The 22,141-nt window shown below is 58.1% G+C and carries 18 protein-coding genes; 1 reads left to right on the top strand and 17 read right to left on the bottom strand.

Annotation, left to right across the window (positions count from 1 at the left end):
* Positions 1 to 24: 24 nt before the first annotated feature.
* From CPJ18_RS16885 to CPJ18_RS16850, 8 genes are all read right to left on the bottom strand, one after another.
* Positions 25 to 1,563 (bottom strand): hydantoinase/oxoprolinase N-terminal domain-containing protein, encoded by a 1,539-nt coding sequence (locus CPJ18_RS16885; RefSeq protein WP_103659454.1) that lies wholly within the window; start codon positions 1,561 to 1,563, stop codon positions 25 to 27.
* The gene (locus CPJ18_RS16880) at positions 1,560 to 2,636 is read right to left on the bottom strand and encodes an S-methyl thiohydantoin desulfurase family protein (protein WP_077105076.1); all 1,077 of its coding nucleotides are present in this window, start codon (positions 2,634 to 2,636) and stop codon (positions 1,560 to 1,562) included. Before CPJ18_RS16880 ends, CPJ18_RS16885 begins: the two co-directional genes overlap by 4 nt.
* 64 nt (positions 2,637 to 2,700) lie before the next feature.
* Positions 2,701 to 4,296 carry an ABC transporter substrate-binding protein gene (locus CPJ18_RS16875; protein ID WP_077105075.1) on the bottom strand — a complete coding sequence of 532 codons (1,596 nt, stop codon included), beginning with the start codon at positions 4,294 to 4,296 and terminating at the stop codon, positions 2,701 to 2,703.
* Between the two features lie 47 nt (positions 4,297 to 4,343).
* Positions 4,344 to 5,477, bottom strand: a complete 1,134-nt coding sequence (locus tag CPJ18_RS16870; protein WP_077105074.1) for an S-methyl thiohydantoin desulfurase family protein — start codon at positions 5,475 to 5,477, stop codon at positions 4,344 to 4,346.
* Positions 5,470 to 7,026 carry a hydantoinase/oxoprolinase N-terminal domain-containing protein gene (locus CPJ18_RS16865; RefSeq protein ID WP_103659453.1) on the bottom strand — a complete coding sequence of 519 codons (1,557 nt, stop codon included), beginning with the start codon at positions 7,024 to 7,026 and terminating at the stop codon, positions 5,470 to 5,472. Before CPJ18_RS16865 ends, CPJ18_RS16870 begins: the two co-directional genes overlap by 8 nt.
* Positions 7,027 to 7,042: 16 nt before the next feature.
* On the bottom strand, positions 7,043 to 8,689 hold the full coding sequence (nikE, locus tag CPJ18_RS16860; protein WP_077118131.1) for a nickel ABC transporter ATP-binding protein NikE: 1,647 nt from the start codon (positions 8,687 to 8,689) through the stop codon (positions 7,043 to 7,045).
* A gap of 3 nt (positions 8,690 to 8,692) precedes the next feature.
* Complete coding sequence (locus tag CPJ18_RS16855) at positions 8,693 to 9,574, bottom strand: ABC transporter permease (RefSeq protein WP_077105071.1); 882 nt, start codon at positions 9,572 to 9,574, stop codon at positions 8,693 to 8,695.
* On the bottom strand, positions 9,574 to 10,602 hold the full coding sequence (locus tag CPJ18_RS16850; RefSeq protein WP_077118580.1) for an ABC transporter permease: 1,029 nt from the start codon (positions 10,600 to 10,602) through the stop codon (positions 9,574 to 9,576). Before CPJ18_RS16850 ends, CPJ18_RS16855 begins: the two co-directional genes overlap by 1 nt.
* A gap of 135 nt (positions 10,603 to 10,737) precedes the next feature.
* On the opposite strand from CPJ18_RS16850, the gene CPJ18_RS16845 reads away from it, so the two are divergent.
* Entirely contained in the window at positions 10,738 to 13,092 is a 2,355-nt protein-coding gene (locus tag CPJ18_RS16845) for a helix-turn-helix transcriptional regulator (RefSeq protein ID WP_103659694.1), read from the top strand.
* Between the two features lie 24 nt (positions 13,093 to 13,116).
* Here the strand turns inward: CPJ18_RS16845 and CPJ18_RS16840 are convergent, their stop codons facing one another.
* From CPJ18_RS16840 to CPJ18_RS16800, 9 genes are all read right to left on the bottom strand, one after another.
* Positions 13,117 to 14,589 carry a DHA2 family efflux MFS transporter permease subunit gene (locus CPJ18_RS16840; RefSeq protein ID WP_077118129.1) on the bottom strand — a complete coding sequence of 491 codons (1,473 nt, stop codon included), beginning with the start codon at positions 14,587 to 14,589 and terminating at the stop codon, positions 13,117 to 13,119.
* A gap of 79 nt (positions 14,590 to 14,668) precedes the next feature.
* Positions 14,669 to 15,400: a DUF4286 family protein gene (locus tag CPJ18_RS16835; RefSeq protein ID WP_077105069.1), complete on the bottom strand. Its 732-nt coding sequence runs from the start codon at positions 15,398 to 15,400 to the stop codon at positions 14,669 to 14,671.
* Positions 15,400 to 16,431, bottom strand: coding sequence for a zinc-dependent alcohol dehydrogenase (locus CPJ18_RS16830; protein ID WP_103659452.1), 1,032 nt, complete (start codon positions 16,429 to 16,431; stop codon positions 15,400 to 15,402). The genes CPJ18_RS16835 and CPJ18_RS16830 overlap by 1 nt, the downstream gene beginning before the upstream one ends.
* 29 nt (positions 16,432 to 16,460) lie before the next feature.
* Positions 16,461 to 17,303, bottom strand: a complete 843-nt coding sequence (locus tag CPJ18_RS16825) for an ABC transporter permease (RefSeq protein WP_245445442.1) — start codon at positions 17,301 to 17,303, stop codon at positions 16,461 to 16,463.
* A 7-nt stretch (positions 17,304 to 17,310) separates the two neighbouring features.
* The gene (locus CPJ18_RS16820; protein ID WP_077105066.1) at positions 17,311 to 18,078 is read right to left on the bottom strand and encodes an ABC transporter ATP-binding protein; all 768 of its coding nucleotides are present in this window, start codon (positions 18,076 to 18,078) and stop codon (positions 17,311 to 17,313) included.
* A gap of 49 nt (positions 18,079 to 18,127) precedes the next feature.
* Positions 18,128 to 19,150 carry an ABC transporter substrate-binding protein gene (locus CPJ18_RS16815; RefSeq protein ID WP_103585830.1) on the bottom strand — a complete coding sequence of 341 codons (1,023 nt, stop codon included), beginning with the start codon at positions 19,148 to 19,150 and terminating at the stop codon, positions 18,128 to 18,130.
* 102 nt (positions 19,151 to 19,252) lie between these two features.
* A complete protein-coding gene (locus CPJ18_RS16810; RefSeq protein WP_077105064.1) occupies positions 19,253 to 20,233 on the bottom strand; it encodes a LysR family transcriptional regulator in 981 nt (326 codons plus the stop codon).
* The gene (locus CPJ18_RS16805; RefSeq protein ID WP_103659450.1) at positions 20,223 to 21,131 is read right to left on the bottom strand and encodes an alpha/beta fold hydrolase; all 909 of its coding nucleotides are present in this window, start codon (positions 21,129 to 21,131) and stop codon (positions 20,223 to 20,225) included. Before CPJ18_RS16805 ends, CPJ18_RS16810 begins: the two co-directional genes overlap by 11 nt.
* Positions 21,124 to 22,056, bottom strand: a complete 933-nt coding sequence (locus tag CPJ18_RS16800; protein ID WP_167397929.1) for a LysR family transcriptional regulator — start codon at positions 22,054 to 22,056, stop codon at positions 21,124 to 21,126. Before CPJ18_RS16800 ends, CPJ18_RS16805 begins: the two co-directional genes overlap by 8 nt.
* Between the last annotated feature and the right edge of the window lie 85 nt (positions 22,057 to 22,141).

Genomic DNA, 22,141 nt, shown 5'->3' with positions numbered 1-22,141 from the left:
TGGCCATAGCCGCCGGTTATTTTGTCAGTTGAAATCGATATCGCCGATGACACGAACCCGCACGCGGCGTGCACCGCCCGGCAGATAGGCGATCGGAATATCCTCGACTTCCAAGGTCTTGAGCGTGTGGCGTCCGGCGCCTGAGGCGACGGCAGCTTCCTGCGCATCAGCCTCTGCCTTTGCTAGCGCCTCATCGCGGCTCATGCCTGAAAACACTTGGTCGACCTCGCCGGAAACCTGTGCCATGGCGGCACCGAGTGCATTGGCCACACCGGCATTTTCCACGCGCAGCACTTCGGACGCGCCCGGAATTTCGTCGGGTATCAGAAACGCGCCACCGCCCACGGCAATGAGCGGAACACCATCAGCCGAGGTTTTCATCTGGTCGAAATTGTCGGCGACCATATCGCGGATGCGGGCAAGGCTTGCCTTCACGAAAGCGCGGTCGAGATTCTTCACCCGGTCGCGGTCGCCCATGTCGATCAACCCTGCCGCAACCGCGATGTCAGAAGTCGTCAATGTCTCGCCGCCAAAAACGCGCGCCTCGGTGAGGATGCGATAACCCACAGACCTCGGGCCGATCTTGCCGGTTTCCGGGCCGATGATCGTGCCGCCGCCCAGGGCTATAGGCAACAGATCAGGCATGCGGAACAGAGTACGCACGCCACCAATATGGACGATGTTATTCGCCTCGCGTGGGAAGCCTCCCACCAGACAACCAATATCCGAGGTGGTTCCACCAACATCAACGACCATGGCGTCGGTCAGTCCGGTCAGGAATGCCGCGCCACGCATGGAGTTGGTCGGGCCGGATGCGAAACTATGGACGGGATTGGCTGAGGCAACGTCCGCCAGCGCCACGGTGCCATCATTTTGCGTCAGGAAAAACGGGGCGGTAACGCCTGCATCGCGGAGCGCATCGGAAAATGCCTGAACGGTTGTCTTGCCGAGTGACTGCAAGGCAGCGTTCAGGATGGCGACGTTTTCGCGTTCCAGCAGGCCGATGCGACCGAGCGTATGCGAAAGCGTGATACGTGCCTGCGGGATGACCGAGCGAACGATCTCGGCGGCCTTCACTTCGCATTCCGTCGTCAGGGGCGAGAATGTCGCAGAAATGGCGATGGAGGTGATGCCAGCGTCACGGATTTTCATCGCCGCTTCGCGAATTTCATCCGGTATCATCGGCACCAGCGGTGTGCCATCATATTCATGGCCGCCATGCACCATGAAGATCATCGGGCCGATAGCGGTGCGCAGGTCGTCCGGCCAGTCGCACATCGGCGGCAGGGAGGCACCTGTTGGTAGCGCGATGCGGATGGCCGCCACGCGCTCCAGCCGTGCTCGCTCCACCACGGCGTTGGTAAAATGGGTGGTCCCGATCATGACCGCATCGACCGGGCGACCAGCCGCCTGCGGGTGGGCAGACACATGCGCGAGTGCGGCGCGAACGCCCGATAGGACATCCGTTGTGGTTGGAACCTTGATGGAGGTGATGATCGTATCACCATCAATCAGGACGGCATCCGTGTTGGTGCCGCCTACGTCAATACCGATGCGTTTCATGAAAATACCGATCTGAAATCAATGTCGTAACCGAAGGCACGCGGCCCCACTGCGGCTATTCCGGCCGGTGTCGTCAGCAGTTCCGGTGCCGGCAGGGCAACGACGGTCACGCGTTGTCCGTAACGAACCGATTCCGTGCCGATGGCGCTGCCGGATACCGTATCGAGCAGGCATAAGAGGTCGGGCGTCATTGCCACGGGTTCACCATCGCGGAAGGCGACGGCCCATTCGTTCTGAAAGCCCAGTTCCATGCGTGAACCGCGGTCGGCATCACTGCCTTCGATAATGGTGCGTCCGCGCAAAAAGCCACCGGTCGTTTCGCGCGCCACGTCTATGACCTTGCCGCGGAAAAGCTGTTTGCCACCTTCATGATCGAGAACGGCTTTGACCGGATCGTCATGACGTGTGCGGGCGTCCATGACGGCACGACCAAGTTCAACCGCCTTGGTGACGGTGTAGTGGATGCCCCACTCTTTGACTTCCTTGCCGGTGCGGGGAGCCTTGCAGGTGGCAGCGGTCGAACCGACTTCGGTGCAGACTTTGCGGGAGATACGTTCCATCCACTTCCAGGATGCGGCGCGCGTCACGATCACTTCGTTGTCGCGGACATCGACCAGCGAAAGCGGAAACATCGGCAGGTTGCCGATGGCAAAAGAGGTCATCTGCGCTTCCGGATAGGCGCGGCCCATGGCATCGGCATTGACCACCGGACGGTCCAACATGGCTGCGGCGAGGAAGGACGAGATGGCGTTGGACCCACCGATTTCCACGCTCATGATGGCGCGGAACGGCTTGCCGAGAAAATCTTCCATGACCTCGACTGCACGGGCCAGATGGGCAGGATCGCCCAGACGTTCCTGGCTGACCAGCGGTGCACCCATCATCGAGACGACGGCGACCATATCGTCATCGTCAAGCGCCATCGGGTCCATGACCTGCACGCGCTTTCCCTCGGCGTAGAGCCGTCTGAGGTTCAGCGTCGAGATATAGGGATTGCCCCCGCCGCCCGTACCCAAAATCCACGCGCCTGTGGCCAGCGGCTCGATGTTTTCTTCTGCAAATTCCTGAAGCATGTGTCACCTTCGGCAATGGCATCTGTGGCCCCGCAACACTGCGGGACCAGCGTTCATCCGGCTATCACTTGGCCACGCAATCCCAGTGGAAGCGCGAGAAGTTCAAGTCCCAGCTTTGCATGGGAATGAACTCGTAGCCCTGAAGGCATTTGTTTGCGGCATAGCGACGGTTGGGCGAGACGGCCCACACATCAGGCTGAAGATCGGCAATCTTCGTCTGAAGTTCCTTGTATGTGGCGTTCTGTTCGTTGACGTCTGTCGTGCCGCGCGCCTTATCGATCAGCGCATCGATTTCGGGGTTTTGCAGCCATTCCATCGACATCCATGTGCCTGATGCCTTGGAATGATACTGGTTGTAGAACATCGCGTCCGGCGAAGGGTAGGTGGGCGAGATGTTGACCTGTGTCGAGGCAGGTGTCGTTTCTGCCTTGGAGGACAACTCAACGATGCGGTTCCATGGCTCAGGCTTGATGTCGAGCGTGATGCCGATCTGCTCGAGATTGGCCTGCAGCATCAGCGCCACTTCCGCTTCGAAAGCTAAGGATGCGACATAGCTGTTGACCAGCGTGATCTTCTGGCCAGCATATTTTGACTTCGCTAGTTCTTCCTTGGCCTTTTCGAGATCGAAGACGCCCGGCTGAATGCCGTCATTATGGGCATCCTTGAACGCCGTAGACAGCGGTCCCTGCATGTCGAATCCGGGATATATCACTTCCTGAATGGTTTTGTAGTCGGTCGCATAGGCAATGGCGCGGCGGACGTGGATGTCGTCGGTCGGGTAGGTCTTTGTGTTCAGCTTGATGACGAAGCCGCCAGAGATGCGGGTCTGGATCAACTTGTATTTGGGCATCTTGCCGATGGATTCATAAGTGTCGTTGCCGAGGCCATGCGAGCTGAGGCCGAGGTCACCCTTTTCCGCCAGCGCCTTGACCGTGGCATCGTCGCTGGTCTGGATGAAGCGGACTTCATCGATTGGTTTGCCCTTGGTCCAGCCACCGAAGTAATCGGGGTTGCGGGCAATGACCATGTCGGCAGAGCGGTTATAGCTGACAAGGCTATACGGGCCGGAGCCGGCAGAATGTTCGCCGACATAGGCCTCGCCCCATTTGTCATCTGGCTTGGCATTTGCCGTCACCAGCTTTTCGTTCAGCGCAACCATCAACGGCGTGATCGCCAGGAAGGGCGAGAATTTTCGGTCGAGCTTGATGACGACGGTCTTTTCGTCGGGCGCGGTGATGTTCTCCGGCTTGACGAGGCCGACGATGAGGTTCGACGGGCCTTTGTTGATGCCGATCAGACGCTGGATCGACCAAACCATATCGGCGGCCTTCAGCGCGGTGCCATCCTGAAACTTTACGTCATCGCGCAGGTGGAAGGTGTAAGTCAGACCATCGGATGAAATCTCCCAGGATTTCGCCAGATGTGGGATGACCTCTCCCGAGGGGCTGACCGTCGTCAGGCCGTCATACATATTCACCACGGCCATGTAGCCGGTGTAATCGGTGACCTTTGCCGGGTCGAGCGAGCTGAAAATCTGCATCGTGTTGACGGCGATGGACACCTTCTCATCCGCTGCATGAGCGGAAAAGCCGAAGTTCAGAGCCATTGCGGTGCCCAGCGCCAAGGCAGCCAGGCGGGAGTGTCTGGTATGTGATGTCATGGAAGTTCTCCTCTTTATATGCGGGAACGGAACGGCCCCGCTTGTTATCAGGCAGCTTTTCGCACCGGCGCGGGCAGGGGCGAGAAATTGATGTCCGGGTATCCGAAGGCCGTCGGCCCAACGACTTCAAGAGCGCGGGCACTGCGCAGTAGGTCGTGGCAGGGAATGGCAATTACCGCGACGCGCTGGCCATAGCGCAGCATTTCGGTGGTGATCGGATAGCCGGTATCCACATCCAGCAGAACGATAAGATCAGGCACGCAAACCTCGACCTGGCCGTTGCGGCGGAAGATCAGGAACTCGTTTTGAATGGCGACGCCAGCGGTCTGCCCGCTGAAATCATCAAAGCCTGCAAGCTCCAGATCGCCCACGGAAAAACCGCCGCGCAGGTGCCGTTTCAGGTCGGTGATCTTGCCATTGAAAATGCGTCGGCCACCTTCGAGCGTGCAGACAGCTGCAATCGGGTCTTCCTGCGCCTTGCGGGCGTTGATAACCGCTTCACCCAGCGCGATGGCCTTGGTGTAGCTTTTGGGAATCCCATATTGATGCACGTAATGTGCCTGCATCGGCGCGGTCGCCAGCATAGCGCCACCGCCTTGCGCCACGACGCAGGCGCGCGCCATACGCTCATGCCAGACCTCGGAGACGGCGTGGCTGAAGATGACTGCGTTGCCGTGCAGGTCGCACATCACAGATGGTGTCGAGCTGTGGCCATAAATCGAAAATGTCGTCATCTGCATTTCCGGGAAAGCGCGGCCCATGCCGTCGCAATCTAGGATCGGCAGGCCGCCGAGTGCCGCGGTTACCAGCGGGTTCATGGAGTTCGCGCCGCCGATTTCTTCGCAGACGATGGCATCGATGGGTGTGCGGATCAGCTCTTCCATGGCGCGCAGGCAGCGTAGGCCCTCGCGACCCTCACGTATGCGCTCAACGCCGACCACCGGTGCGCCGATGCCGCCGAGAGACATGCAGAGCGCATCGGGTTCGATGGCGTCAGTCGCGAGTATCTTCATCTCGTAACCGGCCTTCATGGCTTCCAGAACCAGCAACTTGCCCTGGTAAGGATTGCCGCCGCCGCCGGTGCCGAGGATGCCCGCGCCGATTTCGAGAGCGTCGAGGTCTTCACGCGTCAATGTCCGCAGATCGGCCTCGTCATATTTCAGCTTGCGCGTTTCAGCCATGGTGGGCTCCCATTTCTCCGACGACTTTCACATGAATGCGGGTGGCATTGCCCGGCAGGTAGGCAAGCGGCATATCTTCGCGCTCGATAACCTCAAGCGTTTCGGCCATGGCACCTGCCGCAATTGCCTTTTCACGGGCCTCGGCTTCGGCCTCGGCCAGGGCGCTTTCGCGGGTACGACCATCGATCAGTGAAAAGACGCGGTCCGTCTCGCCGCTTATCTGGGCGATGGCGGCACCGACGGCATTGGCCACGGCGAAGTTCTCGGGACGGATCACCTCCAAATAGCCGATGCGGTCGGGCATCAGGATCGACCCGCCGCCCACTGCAATGACCGGCACCGGGCTGGAGGAAATGCGGCTGCGTTCGACACAGGCCTCAAGCATGGCATTGATCTTCGCTACGGCCGCTTCGACGAGCTTGGGGTCCAGCCCTTCCACGAGCTTCCTGTTGCCAATGTCAGCTTTCCCGGAAGCGACGGCGATATCGGTTGCGGTCAGGGTGGAACCTCCGAAGCACAGAGCGTCGCTACGGACGCGGTATCCAACGGACTTCGGGCCGACAGTGATGCCCTTGTCGCCATTCACCACCAGTGAGCCCCCACCGAGACCGATGGAGAACACATCCGGCATGCGGAAATTGGTGCGAACGCCACCAATATCGACGGTGGTCGAAGCCTGACGTGGAAATCCATGCGACAAGGAACCGACATCCGAAGTCGTGCCGCCGACATCGACCACGACCGCATCCTTCAGGCCAGTGAGGAAGGCGGCACCACGCATGGAGTTGGTGGGGCCAGAGGCGAAGGTCAGAACCGGGAAAGCACGCACGACATCGGCAGCCATCAGCGTACCGTCGTTCTGGGTGATGTAGAATGGGCAGGTCAAACCGGCGGCGGAGAGCGCCTTGCCGAAAGCCGTCACGGTGCGGTCAGCCAGTGACAACAGGCTGGCATTCATGATGGCGGCGCTTTCGCGCGCCAGCAGGCCATGTCGACCGATATCCTTGGACATCACTACAGGCAGGCCGGGGCAGCGCTCCTGTAGGATTTCCTTGGCGCGTTGCTCCATGGCGTCATTGATACCGCTGAACACGCAGGTCACGGCGGCAGCCTTGAGGCCCTTGGCGCGGATGTCTCCAGCAATGCGGATAATGGCATCTTCGTCCAGAGGCGAGATTTCGCGCCCGTCGAACTCATAGCCACCTTTAACCTGATAGCCGTGATTGCCCACGATTTCGCGCAGGTCGTCCGGCCAATCCACCATCGGAGGCAGTCCAGCTCCAGATGGCAGGCCAAGGCGGATCGCCGCGACCTCTTCCATATGACGACGCTCGATCACCGCATTGGTAAAGTGGGTGGTGCCGATCATCACGGCAGAGATGCCGCTGCGGTCGATGCCAGATGCGGCGATGACCTTTTCCAGCGCTTCGATAACGCCGGATGTCACATCCTCGGTGGTCGATGCCTTGACCCCGGCCAGAACGGTTTTATCCTTCAGCACAACGGCATCCGTATTGGTGCCGCCTACGTCGATTCCAACGCGATACACGTCAGTTCCTCCTCAATCAGTCTGTCGTTTTGACCAGGAAGCGCTGACGCTCCTCGGTGGTCACAATCGGTTTCAGGCGCTCTTCTTCGTCTGTTACGACGGGAATTGCGGCAATCAGAGCGCGGGTATAGGGGTGTTGTGGATTGGCAAAGACATCACCGGTTGGCCCGTCCTCGATGATTTCACCCCGCAGCATGATGGCGATGCGCGAGCAGAAATTGCGCATCAGCGACAGGTCGTGCGAAATCATCAGATAGGTCAGCCCGAGTTCCCGGCGCAGTTGCTCCAGCAATTCGATGACGGTCTTTTGCACGGACACATCGAGCGCGGCGGTCGGTTCGTCCAGGATGAGAATTTTCGGTTCGGCAGCCAGTGCACGGGCAATTGCCACGCGCTGTTTTTGCCCGCCAGAAAGCTCATGCGGATATTTCGCCAGATAGGCCTGCGGCAGTCGCACCAAATCCATCAGTTCCGACATCCGCGCTTCGCGCGCTGACGTGTCCATGCCGATGGATTTCAACGGCAACGACAGCGTCTGCCGAACCGAACGTTTGGGATTGAGCGACGTGCCGGGGTTTTGATAGACGATCTGCGTCAATCGCTTGCCGCGTTCCGGTTGCGGTGCATCGATGGCAAGCACGCCCGATGTAGGCGTCACCAACCCCATGATCATACGCGCCACGGTCGTCTTGCCAGAGCCGGATTCGCCCGCAAGCCCAAAAACCTCGCCCTCACGAAGGGTCAGGGAAACGTCCCGCACGGCATGATAGCCGTTACGCCTGCCGAAAATCTTGTTCAGGCCTCCGATGCGAACGATTGGCTGCCGGTCGCTTTGCTGCGCATCCTTGACCTTTGATCCGTAAAGCGGCGGAACGGCATCCAGCAATGCGTTGGTGTAAGCGTCCTTTGGGCTGTGAAGAATGTCCGCACAGGCACCCGTTTCAACGATGTCGCCATGGTGCATCACCACCACACGATCCGCCACTTTGCGCACGACACCCAGATTATGGGTGATCATCAGCAGCGCCATGTTTTCTTCGATCACCAGCCGGTTGATGAGATTGAGAATCTCATCCTGCGTGGTCACGTCGAGCGCCGTGCCGGGCTCATCGGCGATCAGCAGTTTCGGGCGGTGCAACAGTGCCAGACCAATCAGCACCCGTTGGCGCATGCCGCCGGACAGTTCGGACGGATAGGCATTCATGATGCGGTCGGTATCGGCAAGCTGTACCCGGCGTAGAACCTCGGCAATACGGATCCGGCGCTCGGCCTTTGGTGATGAGATGCCATTGCGGCGATCTGCAAACCGCATGACGTCATCGAGATGGGTGCCGATTTTGAACACCGGATTGAAGGATGACAGCGGGTCCTGCATGATCAGCGAGAAGGCGGTGCCTTTCAGTGCTTCTCTTTCAGCAGACCGCATGTCCAGAATGTTCTTGCCGCCGACAATGATCGAACCGGAGGTGATTGCAGCGTTTTTCGGCAACGTGCCGATGATCGCCTTGGCCGTGACCGACTTGCCTGAACCGGTTTCGCCAATCAATGCCACGCGCTCACCTGCGGCAACGGTAAAGCTGACATTGCGTAAAACCTGGCGGGTGCGGCCATAGGTGGTGAAGGAAACATCAAGACCTTCGACTTTGAGAAGCGCTTCGCTCATCGATCAGTTCTCCACGTCAAACATGTCGCGAAGGCCATCGCCCAGCAGGTTGAAGCCCAAGGTGACGTAGAACACCGCAGCACCCGGGCAGAGAACCTCCCACCAGAAGTCAGGCATGAACTGGCGACCGTCTGCGACCATCGAGCCGAGATCCGGTGTCGGTGGTTTCACGCCAAAACCGAGGAAGCTGAGTGTTGCCCCGAACAGGATGACGAAGGCCGCGTCCAAGGTGGTCTTGACCGAGATGACCGACACGCAGTTCGGCAAAATCTCGCGAAACAGAATGTGCATAGGTCCTGCACCGGCCAGACGAGCAGCTTCGATGTAATCTTCCGAGGCGATGGATTTCGAGACGGAGTAAATGAGCCGTGCGTGCCAGGTCCACCATAACAACGTAATCGCGACCATGGCGTTGGTCAGTGTCGGTTCCAGAAGGTTGGAAACGGCAAGCGCCATGACCAGCGGCGGCATGGCCAGCATGACATTCGTCAGCCCGGTGATGAGCTTTTCCGTCCAGCCACCAAAATAACCGGCGATCAGACCCAAAACAGTGCCAATCGGCACCGAAATGCCAAGAACGCCGATGACCAGAAGCAGCGACACCCGCAAACCGAACACGGTGCGTGAAAAGATGTCGCGTCCGGCCTTGTCCGTGCCGAACCAGTGCAGGGCATCGGGAGCCAGGTGCCGGGCACGGAAATCCACCACCGCACCCACATGTTTGGGGTAGGGCGTAAGCCAGGGTGCGAAGACGGCGAGAATGACAACGGAAAGCAGGATCAGCGCGCCGATGACCGCCGTCGGATTATGGCTGAAGCGGTACCACATGATATAGCCGGCACTCAGTGCCCTGTCGGATGTATCGAGCATTTTCATAGCGGTCATCAACGTGCCTCCTTGCGACCCAGGCGCGGGTCGATGATCGATATCAGGATGTCGACGATCATGTTCGCAACGATGAAAAACAGGCCTGCGACCAGCACCACGGCGGTCACGGCATTGAGATCTTTTTGCAGGATCGAGGTCAGCCCGTAGGATGCAAAGCCACCCCAGGCGAACACCATTTCGATCACGAAGGCATTTCCAATCAGCGAGGCAAATTCCAACCCCATGATCGTCAAAGGCGCGATGGAGGACAGCTTGAGCAGATAACGGAAAATGATGACACGCTCAGGCACACCGAAACTCTGGAGCGTCAGAACATGGTCCTTGCGCTGGTTTTCGATCATCGAGGAACGGGTGATGCGGGTGATCTGCCCGATACCCGCCATGGAGAGCGCGAAAGCCGGTAGTGCCAGATGTTTCAGTGCATCGAGCACGACATCGAATCTTCCAGCCAGCAAGCCATCCAGTATCAGAAAGCCCGTCGGCCCGCCCTGCCATCCCAAAGAATGATCAAGCCTGCCGATGATAGGCCAGCCGGATATGAACTTTGCTGCCAGCAATTGAAGGGTTATGGCGAAGAGGAAGCTCGGGATGGTGACGCCGGTCAGCGACAGAATACGACCAATATGATCGAGGCCTCTGTCCCGGTAGTGCGCGGTGATCACGCCAAGCGGTATCGCGACCAGAAACATGAAGATGACGGAGACGAGAACCAGTTCGACCGTGGCCGGAACTGTCTGGGCAAGGTCTGTCGTTACAGGCCGCTGAGAGACCAGCGATTGGCCGAGATCACCTTGCAACGCATGGCCAACATAATCGAAATATTGCAGCGCCAGCGGCTTGTCCAAGCCCATTTGAAGGCGCAGCGACTCCACCTGTTCCGGTGTCGCTGCAGGGCCTAGCGCCATGCGCGCCGGGTCGCCGGGCACCACGCGTGCCAGCGTAAAGATCATGATCGACAGAGCAACCATAACCAGCACGAAGGTGCCAAGCCGGGTCATGACTGCCAACAAAGGATGTTGCTGCATCGGGGAGGCTTTCTTGGTTGTCGCTTCCTGATAAGCGAACATCCTCCTCAGACCGGATGACAGCAATCCGGAAAAGGTATAGTTTTTTTGCTATATGGTATAGGTTTTCAACGCGGTTTCGCCTATTCCGATTTCATGACCTCGATCATCCAACGCCCGGTTTTGAGCGCACGTATTCTCTACAACGACGCAGGCGTCATCTTTCTGCGCGCCCCGGCGGGTGCTGGTAAGACAGTGCTGCTGAGCATGGTGGCAGAGCAGGCGGAACGAAATGTTTGCACGTCTCGGCAGCCGGGCGCGGTGGATGTGCAGGACGGCTGGCTGTTATGGGATATTCCCGTCTCTGCACGGACCGCGCGGTTGCCCGCTGCTATCCTTGAAACCGTCCGCACGCTTGTCATCGCCTGCCGTCCTGAACAGCGCATTAGCGGTCTGGCACGGCAGATACTGCATTTGGGGTCCGATACGATCAATGCGGACGATCTGACGTTGAGCGATTTGGAGCTGTCTGCTCTGACAGCTTCAACAGCCACTCGAATGCGTCAGGGATATGCGGGTTGGCCAGCTTTTCTGTGTATTGATGAGGGCGTGGATGAGCCGACGCGTGTCGACTATCTGCGAGAGGCTTTCCTCGGTCACCTTTCGCCATCGCAGACCATGATGCTTGCCATATGGCTCGAAGCGCCGGTCGCCGCCGCCAATGAACCTTGGGCCAGTCAGTTGCCGCCCTTCCTAACGCGTGAGCCGCAAAATCATACCGAACTTCTGCGGCTTCTATCCATTGCCGTTCAGGAACGCCTCACCGCCTTTAAAACCGGCAGCGCCGTGGTCGAACTGGCATCGGCACTGGAAGCATCAGGGCAGTCACTTCGCGCCATGGCTCTCTTGCTCGATCACGGATACGAGACCCATGCAGCGCAGATACTTGAGCGGGCCCAGGGACGGGAGCTGATCTATCGCACCAGTGTCAACGCGTTTCAGGACATTATCACGCGCTTTTCGCATGAGATGATTGCCACGAATGAGACGGTGCTGTTTGCCGTCTGCCGATCTCTTCTCAAGCAGGGCGAACTTCAACGCGTTCGCCATCTCGTCAGTAAACATCTCGGTTCGGATTATCTCGATCCGCTTAAAGTGCTGTCGCTCGGATCAAGATTTTCCTTCGCCGCCCGCACCTTCCGGCTCAATTTGATGATCAGCGAGGATTTGACCCCCAATGATACCGTGATCAACCGGCTTGGGGAATTCATGGCTGACTATCCGATGGGGGACCATGGCAAATGGGCGAGCTATTACAACGCGCTTCTCGAGTTCGAAATTCGTCGCCGCAATTTCCGTGAGGCGGAGGCCGCCGCTGCCCGCGCTCTCATCTATCTCCGAAAAATGGGTGGTCAGCCGCTTCTCGAGTTCTTCATCCACCTGCACCAGATCGTTTTGCGTCTGATGAGCGGCGATGTGCTGATGGCAAGGCGTGCAGCACAGGACGCCCGCAACCGGCTGGAACAAGTCAACCACGAGTCCGAAACGGAGTTCCGGATGTTGCGGCTTGCGGATGCATGCATTACCTACGAAGCAGGCCGATCTCACGATCTTCTGCAATTCGTTCAAAATGATTTCGAACAATTCGCCGCTTCCGAGGTCTGGCCGAGCCTCATGCAATTCGGCTTGCATTATGCCACGCAGGTCGTGATCGACCATTTCCCAACGACGATAAGGCCGGGGTTTCTGGATGGCCTCTGGATTCATCTGTCAGAAGGGCTGCAATTCCATGCGATGATGGAAATCCGCACGGCCATTGCCTATCAAAACACCAACCGTTGGGCTGAGGCTGCGGCGACGCTCACGTCGATCCGCATGCCGATGGGCAAAAACTGGGTGGAGAGCGCGCAGGATGAGCTTTCGCGCCTTACGCGCCGGGACGAGATTGCCTATGTCATGGCATGGCTGCGGGACGCGGTTCACCTCTGGACGCCGCGCCCGTATCTTTCCCGCCAGCTTGATGCCCTGATAGCCAATCCGAAAGTCACCAATCGCGAAAGGGTCGCGCTGCACATATGGCAAAGCTATACGGCCCATCAACGCCGCGATAATGCAGCGGCTCGCTCACATATTCTTCTGGCGCTGGAATCGGCCAAGCGTCTCGGCTGTCACGGCGTACTATCCGAAGAGCGGATATTCCTGTCTCCCATCCTGGAAAATCGCCGCATCTGCGCTTTCATCGAGACCTCATCCGATGTGCGTGCGGCGCTGGCGATCTTCGCATCCTCGATCAACTCGCCGCAGGCGCGTGCTTTGCACGGTGGGTTGTCTCAGCGAGAGGTTCAGATGCTACAATTCCTGGCTGGTGGCATGTCGAACAAACGCATCGCCCAAGCGCTCAATATCTCCGAAGTGACGGTCAAGTTCCACTTGGGAAACTTGTACAGAAAAATCGATTGCAAACGCCGCTCTGAAGCCATCATGGCCGGTATTGCGCTTGGCTGGCTGTAGGTCAGCTTTGAAGGGCGTGAAGTCCTAATGTCCCGCCACTTCGCTCCGCTGAAGTTTCGGCTTTCTGAGGAGGCAGGCTGCAAGAATTGCAGCAAGCGAGATCAGCGCACCACAGAGAAAGGCAGCTTTGGCCCCTCCTGTCGTGGCAGCAAGAGCATCGCCACCCGCAGAGGTGAGAGATGAAGCCCTCGACGTCAAAATCGCCACGAACAAAGCCGTGCCGGCCGCTCCTGCAACCTGTTGGGTGGTGCCAATCATGGCACTGCCATGGGCATAAAGGTGCTGCGGCAACGACCCAAGGCTGACGGTGAAAAGTGGCGTGAACATCAGCGCCAGCCCGATACTAAGAACGACGTGGGCGGCGAGCAGCATCCAGACGGATGTGTTTGTCTCGATAAACACCAGGCTCCACATCGACAGGCTGAACAGGAGCGCGCCCGGGATGACCAGTGGTGCGGGACCGACTTTGTCGAACACCCGACCGACGACCGGTGCGCACAGGCCCATGATCAATCCACCCGGCAGGAGAAGCAGTCCAGTCTGTAGCGTCGTCAGCCCCAATACGGTCTGCAGATAGATTGGCAAGAGGATAAACACGCCCAACATCGACATCATCATGATAGCCATGAGGACAGCCGCGATCGTAAAGGGTTTAGAGGTCAATGTCCTCAGATCGAGCAGTGCGCGGTCTCGTTTCTGTAGTGACAGCTGGCGCAAGACAAAGAACGCGATGACGGCGGCTCCGAGTAGAAGAGGCACCCAAGGGGAGACTGCGGATGGGTGAACAGCGGCCTCTCCCAGAGCATTCAGTCCATAAACGAAACTACCGAAGCCGATGGCTGAAAGGACAACAGAGAGGACATCGATGGGTGCATTTGTGGGTACGGTGACGTTCTCAATTCGTTTTGCTCCAAGCGCCAGCGCCGCCAGCGCAATGGGCAGCACGAGAAAGAACATCCAACGCCAGTCAAGGAAGGAGAGTATCAGTCCAGATAATGTCGGCCCGATTGCCGGGGCAACCGAGATGACGATCGAGATATTCCCCATCGTCTTGCCACGCGTTTCCGGCGGGACAAGATTCATGACGGTCGTCATCAGAAGCGGCATCATGATGGCCGTGCCGGAGGCCTGCACAATGCGACCGGCGACCAGCACTGGAAATCCGGGTGCCAGACCGCAGATCAGTGTACCTGCGCTGAACAACGACATCGCAAGGATGAAAACAGGCCGTGTGTTCAAACGCTGCAGCAGAAAACCGGTGACCGGGATCACGACGGCCATGGTCAGCATGAATGCCGTCGTCAGCCATTGCGCGGCACTGGCGGTAATTTTGAGATCGGCCATGAGATGCGGCAATGCCACGCCCATGATGGTTTCGTTGAGAATGACGACGAAAGCCGACACCAGCAACAGGGTGATGACAAGCCTGTTGCGCGCTGTGTGATCCTCGGAAATCTTGCCTTCTGCCTCGGGTACTGACGAGATCTCGCGTGTCATTTGATCGCCTCGAAATGGAGTGGCGATCACGATCTCGCCGTCCTGGTTTCAATGTTGCTTCATTATGACGTGCGAGACGCTATAGTTCCGACAACCGCGCCGAATTATTCGCAAATCTACCCGTTGTGATTTGTGCGCGGTTAGCAGGAAACTCATCTTCGCGGTAGCTTATGAGCAGACTGAACAGGTCGTTGCGTAGACATTTGCGGGGCGTGAGCATGGCCTCGATACGTCGGGTGATGATCGTCTGAACCTCAGACAGTGCCTCGACCGAACCACCCTCGATGATGACCACGACATTAACCGTGTCCAGATCGGTCGTTTCTTCCTGCGTGAAAACTTCATAGCTCTGGTTGGGCTCGGCAACGGCTATTCGGAAGCGAACAATGCGGGCTTCGGTGATGAGCTGTTGTATTGTCGTTTCCAGCTGCTGCACCGAATCCCGGGCTTTGTTGCGTTCTACCGAATAAGCCTGAACGATTGCGGCCCCGCCTATTCCGTTTCCGCCAAAGGTCGCGATCTCGCCAGGAATTCTAAGGACGCTCGAGAAATGCTGACGCATCTTCAGCGACCAAGGGGTCGGGTTGCGCACGAGGTCAAGATAGGCGTGGTGCTGGATCACGCTGAGGTCTTCAAGCTCGTAGAGGGTGAAATAGCTTTCACTGTTGGCTGAAGACACGTAACGGCACGCGGCGCGCATGCCGGGCACGGTCAGGCGCTCTGGCACATGCTCGAACGTGTGCCAGGCTTCGTATTCCTCAGCCAGCTTGGACGGATAATCGTTCCAGAGTGCTAGAATGGCAGCAGCCATCAGACATCTCCCATGCGTAAGATGACTTTAGAGGCGACATGGTCATGCGCAGCATCAAAGCCGGCGAGAGCGTCCGTCAACGGCAGGGTGTGCGAAATCAGGTGTCGCATCAAATCCTGATGACCATCGAGAAAGGCGATCACTGCGTCCCATTCGGTAGCCGGCGCTCGATAAGATCCGCGTATCTGCTGGTGCATGCGGACCAGTGAGGTCAGATCGATCTCTGCGGGTTTGGGGTGGATGCCGACGATGGTGAAAATACCGCGCTTCTTCAGAAATGGCAGCGTAGCCGCAACCAGCGTTGGCACGCCCGCCGCTTCGATGATTGCATCGAAAGGCTCGAATTTGGAGAGCGCAGTTTTCATATCGACGACGGCAGTATCGATCAGATGGTCGAAGCCAACAGCGGCAAGGCGCTTGAGGCGCGGCCCATCATCGCGTCCCATGACAACGACATTTGCACCTCTGGAGCGCGCCAGAATTGCGATACCTTGGCCTATAAAGCCCGGGCCGATGACCAGAATGTTCTGGCCTGCCTGAATCTCGGCTGTCGCGACAGCCTCTGCGCAGACCGTCATCGGTTCGGTCAAAGCAGCGACATCCATGTCGAGACTGTCGGGTAGGGCGTGACAGTTCTTGTAGGGAACGCAGACATAGGAGGTGAAGGCACCGCTTCGGCCAATGCCGACCCCTTTGCGTCGCGTGCAATTGTCTTCGTCTCCCGCCAGACAAGCGTTGCAGCTTCCGCATGTGGTGGAGGGCCTGGCGGTCACAGGGGTTCCGATTGCGTCAGCAGGAACGTCGGTGCCAGCTTGTTCTATCATGCCGGAAAACTCATGGCCGAGTGTGATGGGCATGACGCTTTCCATCGACTCGTAGCCCGGCGTCCACTGCGCGATATGCAGGTCGGTACCGCAAATGCCAGCGGAATGCACACGGATCAATACCTCGCCAGCGGCTACGTTGTCGGGCTGCGCAATCGTGTTGAACTGCACGCCGCTGCCGGGCCGGACCTTTTGCAATGCCAGCATATGGAAATCTCCGTTCTTAAGTTCTGCTGTCAGCCGCGCCAGCTCAGGAAGCGCTTCTCGACCTGTCCGATCGCAAAATTCACAATCAGACCCATGACTGAGAGGATCGCGACCCCAGCGAAAAGCTTTTCGAGATCGTAGAGCGAGCCTGCCTCAAGGATGTAAGAACCCACACCATATTGTGCCCCCAGCATTTCCGCCGCAACCAGAAGGATGATGGCGATCGAAATCGATACGCGCAGACCGGAAAGGATGGCCGGGAAAGCACCGGGCAGGACGATCTTGCGGATGATCGACCACCAGCTCAGCCCGAAACTCTGGCCCATTCTGATGAGCGTGCGATCAACATTGTCGACTGCGCCATAGGTTGCCACCACCGTCGGCGTGAAGGTTCCGAAGGCGATCAACGCGTATTTCGATGTTTCATCGATGCCGAACCAAATAACGAAGAGTGGCAGAAGCGCGATCTTCGGGATTGGAAACAGCGCCGCGACCAATGGCACCAGGCCTGCGCGAACGTAGCTGAACAGGCCGATCATCACACCCACCGATATGCCGACCGCAATGCCCAAGAAAGCGCCGACGAACAAACGCTGTAACGAGGGCAGCAGGTGTTTCCACAAAAGACCGGTCTGCCAGAGTTGTACGAAAGTATCGAGCACGGCGGAAGGCCGTGGCAAAGTGAGGTTGGAAATGAAGCCGCCACGTGTGCCAATTTCGGCAAGTGCGATCAAAATGATAAAGACGGCGATGCCCATGCCGCGCACCGGGATAGGTGCAAAGCCACCGCCGCGAAAGGTCACCGGACGCACCGGCACGGTCTTGCTGTCAGTGCTTTTGTTGCTGGCCGTTTCGGCAGCATTGGCATGCATGGTTACGTCAGACATTGACCAACTCCTTGTCGGCGGCCATGGCCTCATCGCGCATCAGGTCCCAAAGCTGTTTCTGTTTTTCTTCCAGCACGGGATCACCGAGATGACGGTCGGATAGAGGGATGTCGATATCGACGATTTCCCGGATCTGGCCCGGGCGGCGGGACAGCACCACGACACGGTGGCCCAGCCGGACCGCTTCGTTGAGGTTGTGAGTGACATAGACGGATGTAAACGGCTGCCTTGTCCACAGCGAAATCAGGTCATCCATTAAAAGCTCGCGTGTCTGGCTGTCGAGTGCCGAAAGCGGCTCGTCCATCAGCATCACGGCGGGACGAACTGCGAGCGCTCGACTGATTGCGACGCGTTGGCGCATGCCACCCGAAAGCTGTTTCGGAAGGGCCTTTCGGAAGTCCGACAGGCGGGTTCGGTCGAGAACATCCGTGACGATCTCGTCCATCTCTCGCCGACTGATGCCATGGTCTTCAAGCACAAGCCGGATGTTGCCTTCAACCGTACGCCACGGCAGAAGTGCAAAATGCTGAAAGACATAGGTAAGGGGATTGAGGGAGCCCGGCGGCGGGTTTCCGATCTGCAAAACCTCGCCTGAACTTGGGCGCTCCAGGCCGCCGAGAAAGCGGAGCAAGGTTGATTTGCCGCAACCGGACGGTCCGATCAGACAGATGATCTGCCCCTGCGGGATGTCGAGCGATATATCTTTCAGAACCTCTACGGCTCCGTAGGAATGGCTGATGTTCTTCAGCTTCAGGTCCATGGGTCCTCCATGCGAAGGCCGTGAGGCCTTCGCGAAAATAGCAGGCTGATCAAATCGTCTTGACGTAGGACGTGTCGAAGAGCTGTTCGTGGGTAATTGCGTCCTTGACCATGCCTTCGGCCTTGAACCAGTCTAGCTGTTCAACGCAGCTGCCAAGCGACAGCGCCAGATCGGTATTGATGCGCATCGCACCATCGACCAGGTTCTGCTTGGCGTCTTCGAACGGACTGTCGCTTTCGACGTACTTATGGACGATTTTCGCCAGAGCATCGCGCTCGGCGTCGTCAGCCTTGTTGTCCACGAACGCAGCATTGTAATCCGCAATTGCCCGCGAATAGGCTTTGACGAATGCTGTTGTCATCTCGCGTTCACTGGCTGCATTCTTGGTTGAGGTAAAGGCTGTCGTGACCTGATAATCCGGTGCGTAGTCGGAGACCAGACCGATCTGTTTGGCAGCGCCCTCGCGGATCATTTTCTTGGCCACATTCGGCTGGATCGCCCAGGCATCGATCTGACCTGTCGTCAGTGCACCAACGATGGCACCCAGCTTTTGCAGCGGACGCAACTGCATGTCGGACAGCTTGATGTTGTTGGCGACGGCAATCTTGTGGGCCATGAAATGGAAGGAGGAGCCTGCCGTGGTGATGCCGAAGCTTTTGCCGGAGAGCTTGGAGGGGTCTGTGAGGCCAGCGTCATAGGCCTTGTTCGATGCGAGGATGATTGCGCCCGTGACGCCCTTCTCCTCGGTCAGTGCGCCGCCGATAACTTTGATGGCATCTTTTTGGGCGAGGCTGATGAGACCACCGCTCATGGAGGTCACGCCGAAATCCGCATCCCCGGAAGCGATCGCTACGGCCATCGGCTGAGCGGCCTCGAAGAATTTCAGCTCGATATCAAGTCCGGCCTCCTTGTAGTAGCCGCGCTCAAAAGCGATGAAGCTTGGAGCATGGCTGGCAAGATGAAGGACCGCGAGATTACGTGTGGCGGCCCGTGCGGGCAAGCCGAAGGCTGCTGCGCTGCCGAGTGCGCCCATGCCGATAAGCGCCTGACGGCGGTTCAAAAATACATTCATTCCAATTCTCCTCCCAAGGATGACGTGTCTGACGCGTCTTATGCTTTCATTGCCACCGACTGAAAAGGAAGACAACGAACAATGATTATGTCTCCCATGCCTTTAAGGCATGTCGATGGAGTTTTGCAATCGGTCGAGTGGTGGCAGATCGGCCAATCGTCGCGTAAGAATCTCAACGAGTTTGCGCAAATTGGCGGAATGCGAGCGGCGACGGTTCCACAGAACAGATATCGAGAATTGCGGCGCGTTCTCGATGGGCCGAACAACGAGGTTGCTGCCGACTGGGCCGAGCGTCGTGACGTAGTCAACAAGCACGATGCCCATCGCCTCGTTCGCCAGCGCCAATGCGGTATCAGAAAACCGTGCGACAGCCCGCGTGTTGACCTTCAATTTTTCCCGGCTGAGAAAGTGATCAACGACGGTTTGGTGAGCGCCACCTGCGGCAAAGGCAATGAAATCCATATCAGCGAGATTAGCCGCACGAATGATGGATTTACTGGCAAGGTCGTGGCTCTTGTGAATAACGGCCACCAGATCGACCCGCCCGACATGTTCGACGGCAATCAACGGATGGTCGGGCGAGGCAATCGTCACCACCGCTTCACCACGTCCGGTAATCAGATATTCCTCGATTTGGTCGACTGGCAACACGTCGAAGAACAACTCGATCCCTGGCACTTCGACGGATAAGGTGCGCAAAGCCTGCGGTACGAGAGCACGCGCCACGCTTGCTGTCGAGCCGACCCGGAATACCGCCGTTTCGCCACGGGCTATGCGGCCGATCTGCGTTCCGACACCGGTCAATTGCCGGATCAGCGGATCGATCTCGGCATATATCTCCAGTGCTTCAGAGGTCGGTACAAGACCGTTGCGGTCGCGCGTGAAGAGCGGAATACCAAGCAGGTCCTCGATGCGACGGATCGTGCGGCTGAGCGCTGGCTGGGAAACGTTGAGAACCTTGGACGCACCCGTGATGGAGCGCGCCTGCATTACCGCGTAGAAAACTTCCATTTGCCGCAGGCTCAGCAACCCATCGCCAGAGCCTTGGGAGACCAGCTCTTTATCATCTTCATCATGGGGCATTAGCGGTCTTCCTAAGAAATGGCCGCAGTTCTTCGAGCACTTCGACAGCCGCGGTCTCGGGCAGCAGATGGCCGCCACCAATGCCCTTTCCTTCGATCTCGGTTGCCCAATCAGCCCATATGTCGAGTGGCTTGCGGCCTCCGCCATAGAGCCGGTCTTTTTCCCACAACACCAGAACCGGCACCTGGATTTTCCGGCCCGAAGTGCGGTCGGCAAGATCGTCAGCTTCGTCAACCGTTGCACCAGCACGGTAGTCCTCGCACATGGCGTGGCGAACGTCGGGATTGTCGAAGGCGAGCCTGTAGTCTTCCAGCGCCAGCGGATCGATCAATTCAATATTCTCTGCCATTTTCCCAAGCGTCAGGTCGATGAGGAAACGCGGATCTGCCGCCATCAGCGTTTCCGGCAGCGGTGCCGGTTGGGCCATCATGAACCAGTGCCAGGCACCCATGCCGAAAGCCTTGCTGGCACCTTCCCACATTTCCGGCGTCGGAACGACGGTGACAGAAACGAGTGCCGTGACGGCATTGGTGAAGTCCAACGCCATCCGATAGGCAACCCGGCCACCGCGATCGTGACCGATGACGACGAAGCGGCGATGTCCCAGCGCGAACATCATCTCATGCAGGTTTTTTGCCATGTGGCGTTTGGAGCCCATGCCTTGCGCGTTGCCAGTCGTGCGGCTGTCGCCATAGCCCGGCAGGTCTGGAATGACCACGGTATACGCGTCAGCCAGCGCGGGCGCGATCCGATGCCACGCTGTGCGGGTCTCGGGATAGCCGTGTAGCAAGAGGATTGCGGGGCCAGTTCCAGCAGTCAGGACAGCAAAATCAACGTCTGGAGTCTCGATACGTGTCTCTTTGAAACCGGGGAATAGGTCGTTTGCGCGTCTATGCATCGATTTTCGGTCCTGCTTGCGTGTTGATCGTCACTGCAGCGATGTCCCGCAATGCGTTGATCAGGCTGTCGACGCCCCTTTGTCGCGGACGAAGATGGCAGATATGGACGTAAGCGGAAACAGTGACACTGTTTTCGACAGGTATTGCCACGAGCCCATTTGCTTCGCAATCTATCGCCGAGAAGGCGTCGAGAATTGTGATGCCGATGCGCTCGGTCACGAAAGACAGGGCAGCCTCGACAAAGTGTACATAGACCGCCGTTGTCCGGGACACGCCCCAGCGTCGATAGGTTTCATCGATCAGAAGACCATGCGTCGTGGTAGTGCCGAAAGAGATGAGCGATTCGTTCGCAAGTGCCAGCGGCGTTACCGATTTGCGGCCAGCCAGAGCATGGTCATTTGGTACCACGCAGACGAGGCCAGCACTGGCTATTCGTGCCGTTTCGATAACGGGATCGTTGACTTCCGCTATCGTCGCGACGCAGGCACCCTGACCGAACAGCAGGTAATCGCGGACGTCCCGCTGCGATAGAGAGTCGCTATAATAGGTGCCAGCCGCTCCCTCCTGTTGCAGACGTTTCAGCGCTTTCGGGATCAGCCGCATGCCAAGGCTCGGCGTCGACCCGAAGCGAAAAGTCGAGGTATCCCCACGGGCAATCGAATAGATGGCCTCTGACAACATCTCGGATTGTTGATGGACGCGCTCGACTTCGGCAAGAATAAGCTCTGCTTCCTGCGTCGGCACAAGCCTGCCGGAAATGCGTGCAAACAATGCAATTCCAAGCTGATCTTCCAGCCGTTTGATGGCGGTAGACAGGCTTGGCTGCGACACGCCAAGGTGACGGGCCGCCGCCGTCAGCGAATTCGTGGCCATGATCGTGCGAAAAATCTCTATCTGCCGCTCTTTGAGCTTGGGATTATTCATCCGTGCGAGCGCCTCCATCCTATAAATTGAAGTTATGTCATCAGCCTAAATTTGTATTGGCGTCAATAGCCGGCGCTTCCTATCG

This window comes from Agrobacterium rosae (assembly GCF_002915175.1).
Classification (GTDB): domain Bacteria; phylum Pseudomonadota; class Alphaproteobacteria; order Rhizobiales; family Rhizobiaceae; genus Agrobacterium; species Agrobacterium rosae.
The sequence above is the reverse complement of the archived record's forward strand: the minus strand, read 5'-3'. Positions and strand labels throughout refer to the sequence as shown.

Excerpts from the sequence above, each read along its gene's own strand:
- CPJ18_RS16885 (WP_103659454.1), bottom strand. The coding sequence starts at position 1,563 with ATGAAACGCATCGGTATTGACGTAGGCGGCACCAACACGGATGCCGTC.
- CPJ18_RS16880 (WP_077105076.1), bottom strand. The coding sequence starts at position 2,636 with ATGCTTCAGGAATTTGCAGAAGAAAACATCGAGCCGCTGGCCACAGGC.
- CPJ18_RS16875 (WP_077105075.1), bottom strand. The coding sequence starts at position 4,296 with ATGACATCACATACCAGACACTCCCGCCTGGCTGCCTTGGCGCTGGGC.
- CPJ18_RS16870 (WP_077105074.1), bottom strand. The coding sequence starts at position 5,477 with ATGGCTGAAACGCGCAAGCTGAAATATGACGAGGCCGATCTGCGGACA.
- nikE (WP_077118131.1), bottom strand. The coding sequence starts at position 8,689 with ATGAGCGAAGCGCTTCTCAAAGTCGAAGGTCTTGATGTTTCCTTCACC.
- CPJ18_RS16855 (WP_077105071.1), bottom strand. The coding sequence starts at position 9,574 with ATGACCGCTATGAAAATGCTCGATACATCCGACAGGGCACTGAGTGCC.
- CPJ18_RS16850 (WP_077118580.1), bottom strand. The coding sequence starts at position 10,602 with ATGCAGCAACATCCTTTGTTGGCAGTCATGACCCGGCTTGGCACCTTC.
- CPJ18_RS16845 (WP_103659694.1), top strand. The coding sequence starts at position 10,738 with ATGACCTCGATCATCCAACGCCCGGTTTTGAGCGCACGTATTCTCTAC.
- CPJ18_RS16840 (WP_077118129.1), bottom strand. The coding sequence starts at position 14,589 with ATGACACGCGAGATCTCGTCAGTACCCGAGGCAGAAGGCAAGATTTCC.
- CPJ18_RS16835 (WP_077105069.1), bottom strand. The coding sequence starts at position 15,400 with ATGGCTGCTGCCATTCTAGCACTCTGGAACGATTATCCGTCCAAGCTG.
- CPJ18_RS16830 (WP_103659452.1), bottom strand. The coding sequence starts at position 16,431 with ATGCTGGCATTGCAAAAGGTCCGGCCCGGCAGCGGCGTGCAGTTCAAC.
- CPJ18_RS16825 (WP_245445442.1), bottom strand. The coding sequence starts at position 17,303 with ATGCATGCCAATGCTGCCGAAACGGCCAGCAACAAAAGCACTGACAGC.
- CPJ18_RS16820 (WP_077105066.1), bottom strand. The coding sequence starts at position 18,078 with ATGGACCTGAAGCTGAAGAACATCAGCCATTCCTACGGAGCCGTAGAG.
- CPJ18_RS16815 (WP_103585830.1), bottom strand. The coding sequence starts at position 19,150 with ATGAATGTATTTTTGAACCGCCGTCAGGCGCTTATCGGCATGGGCGCA.
- CPJ18_RS16810 (WP_077105064.1), bottom strand. The coding sequence starts at position 20,233 with ATGCCCCATGATGAAGATGATAAAGAGCTGGTCTCCCAAGGCTCTGGC.
- CPJ18_RS16805 (WP_103659450.1), bottom strand. The coding sequence starts at position 21,131 with ATGCATAGACGCGCAAACGACCTATTCCCCGGTTTCAAAGAGACACGT.
- CPJ18_RS16800 (WP_167397929.1), bottom strand. The coding sequence starts at position 22,056 with ATGAATAATCCCAAGCTCAAAGAGCGGCAGATAGAGATTTTTCGCACG.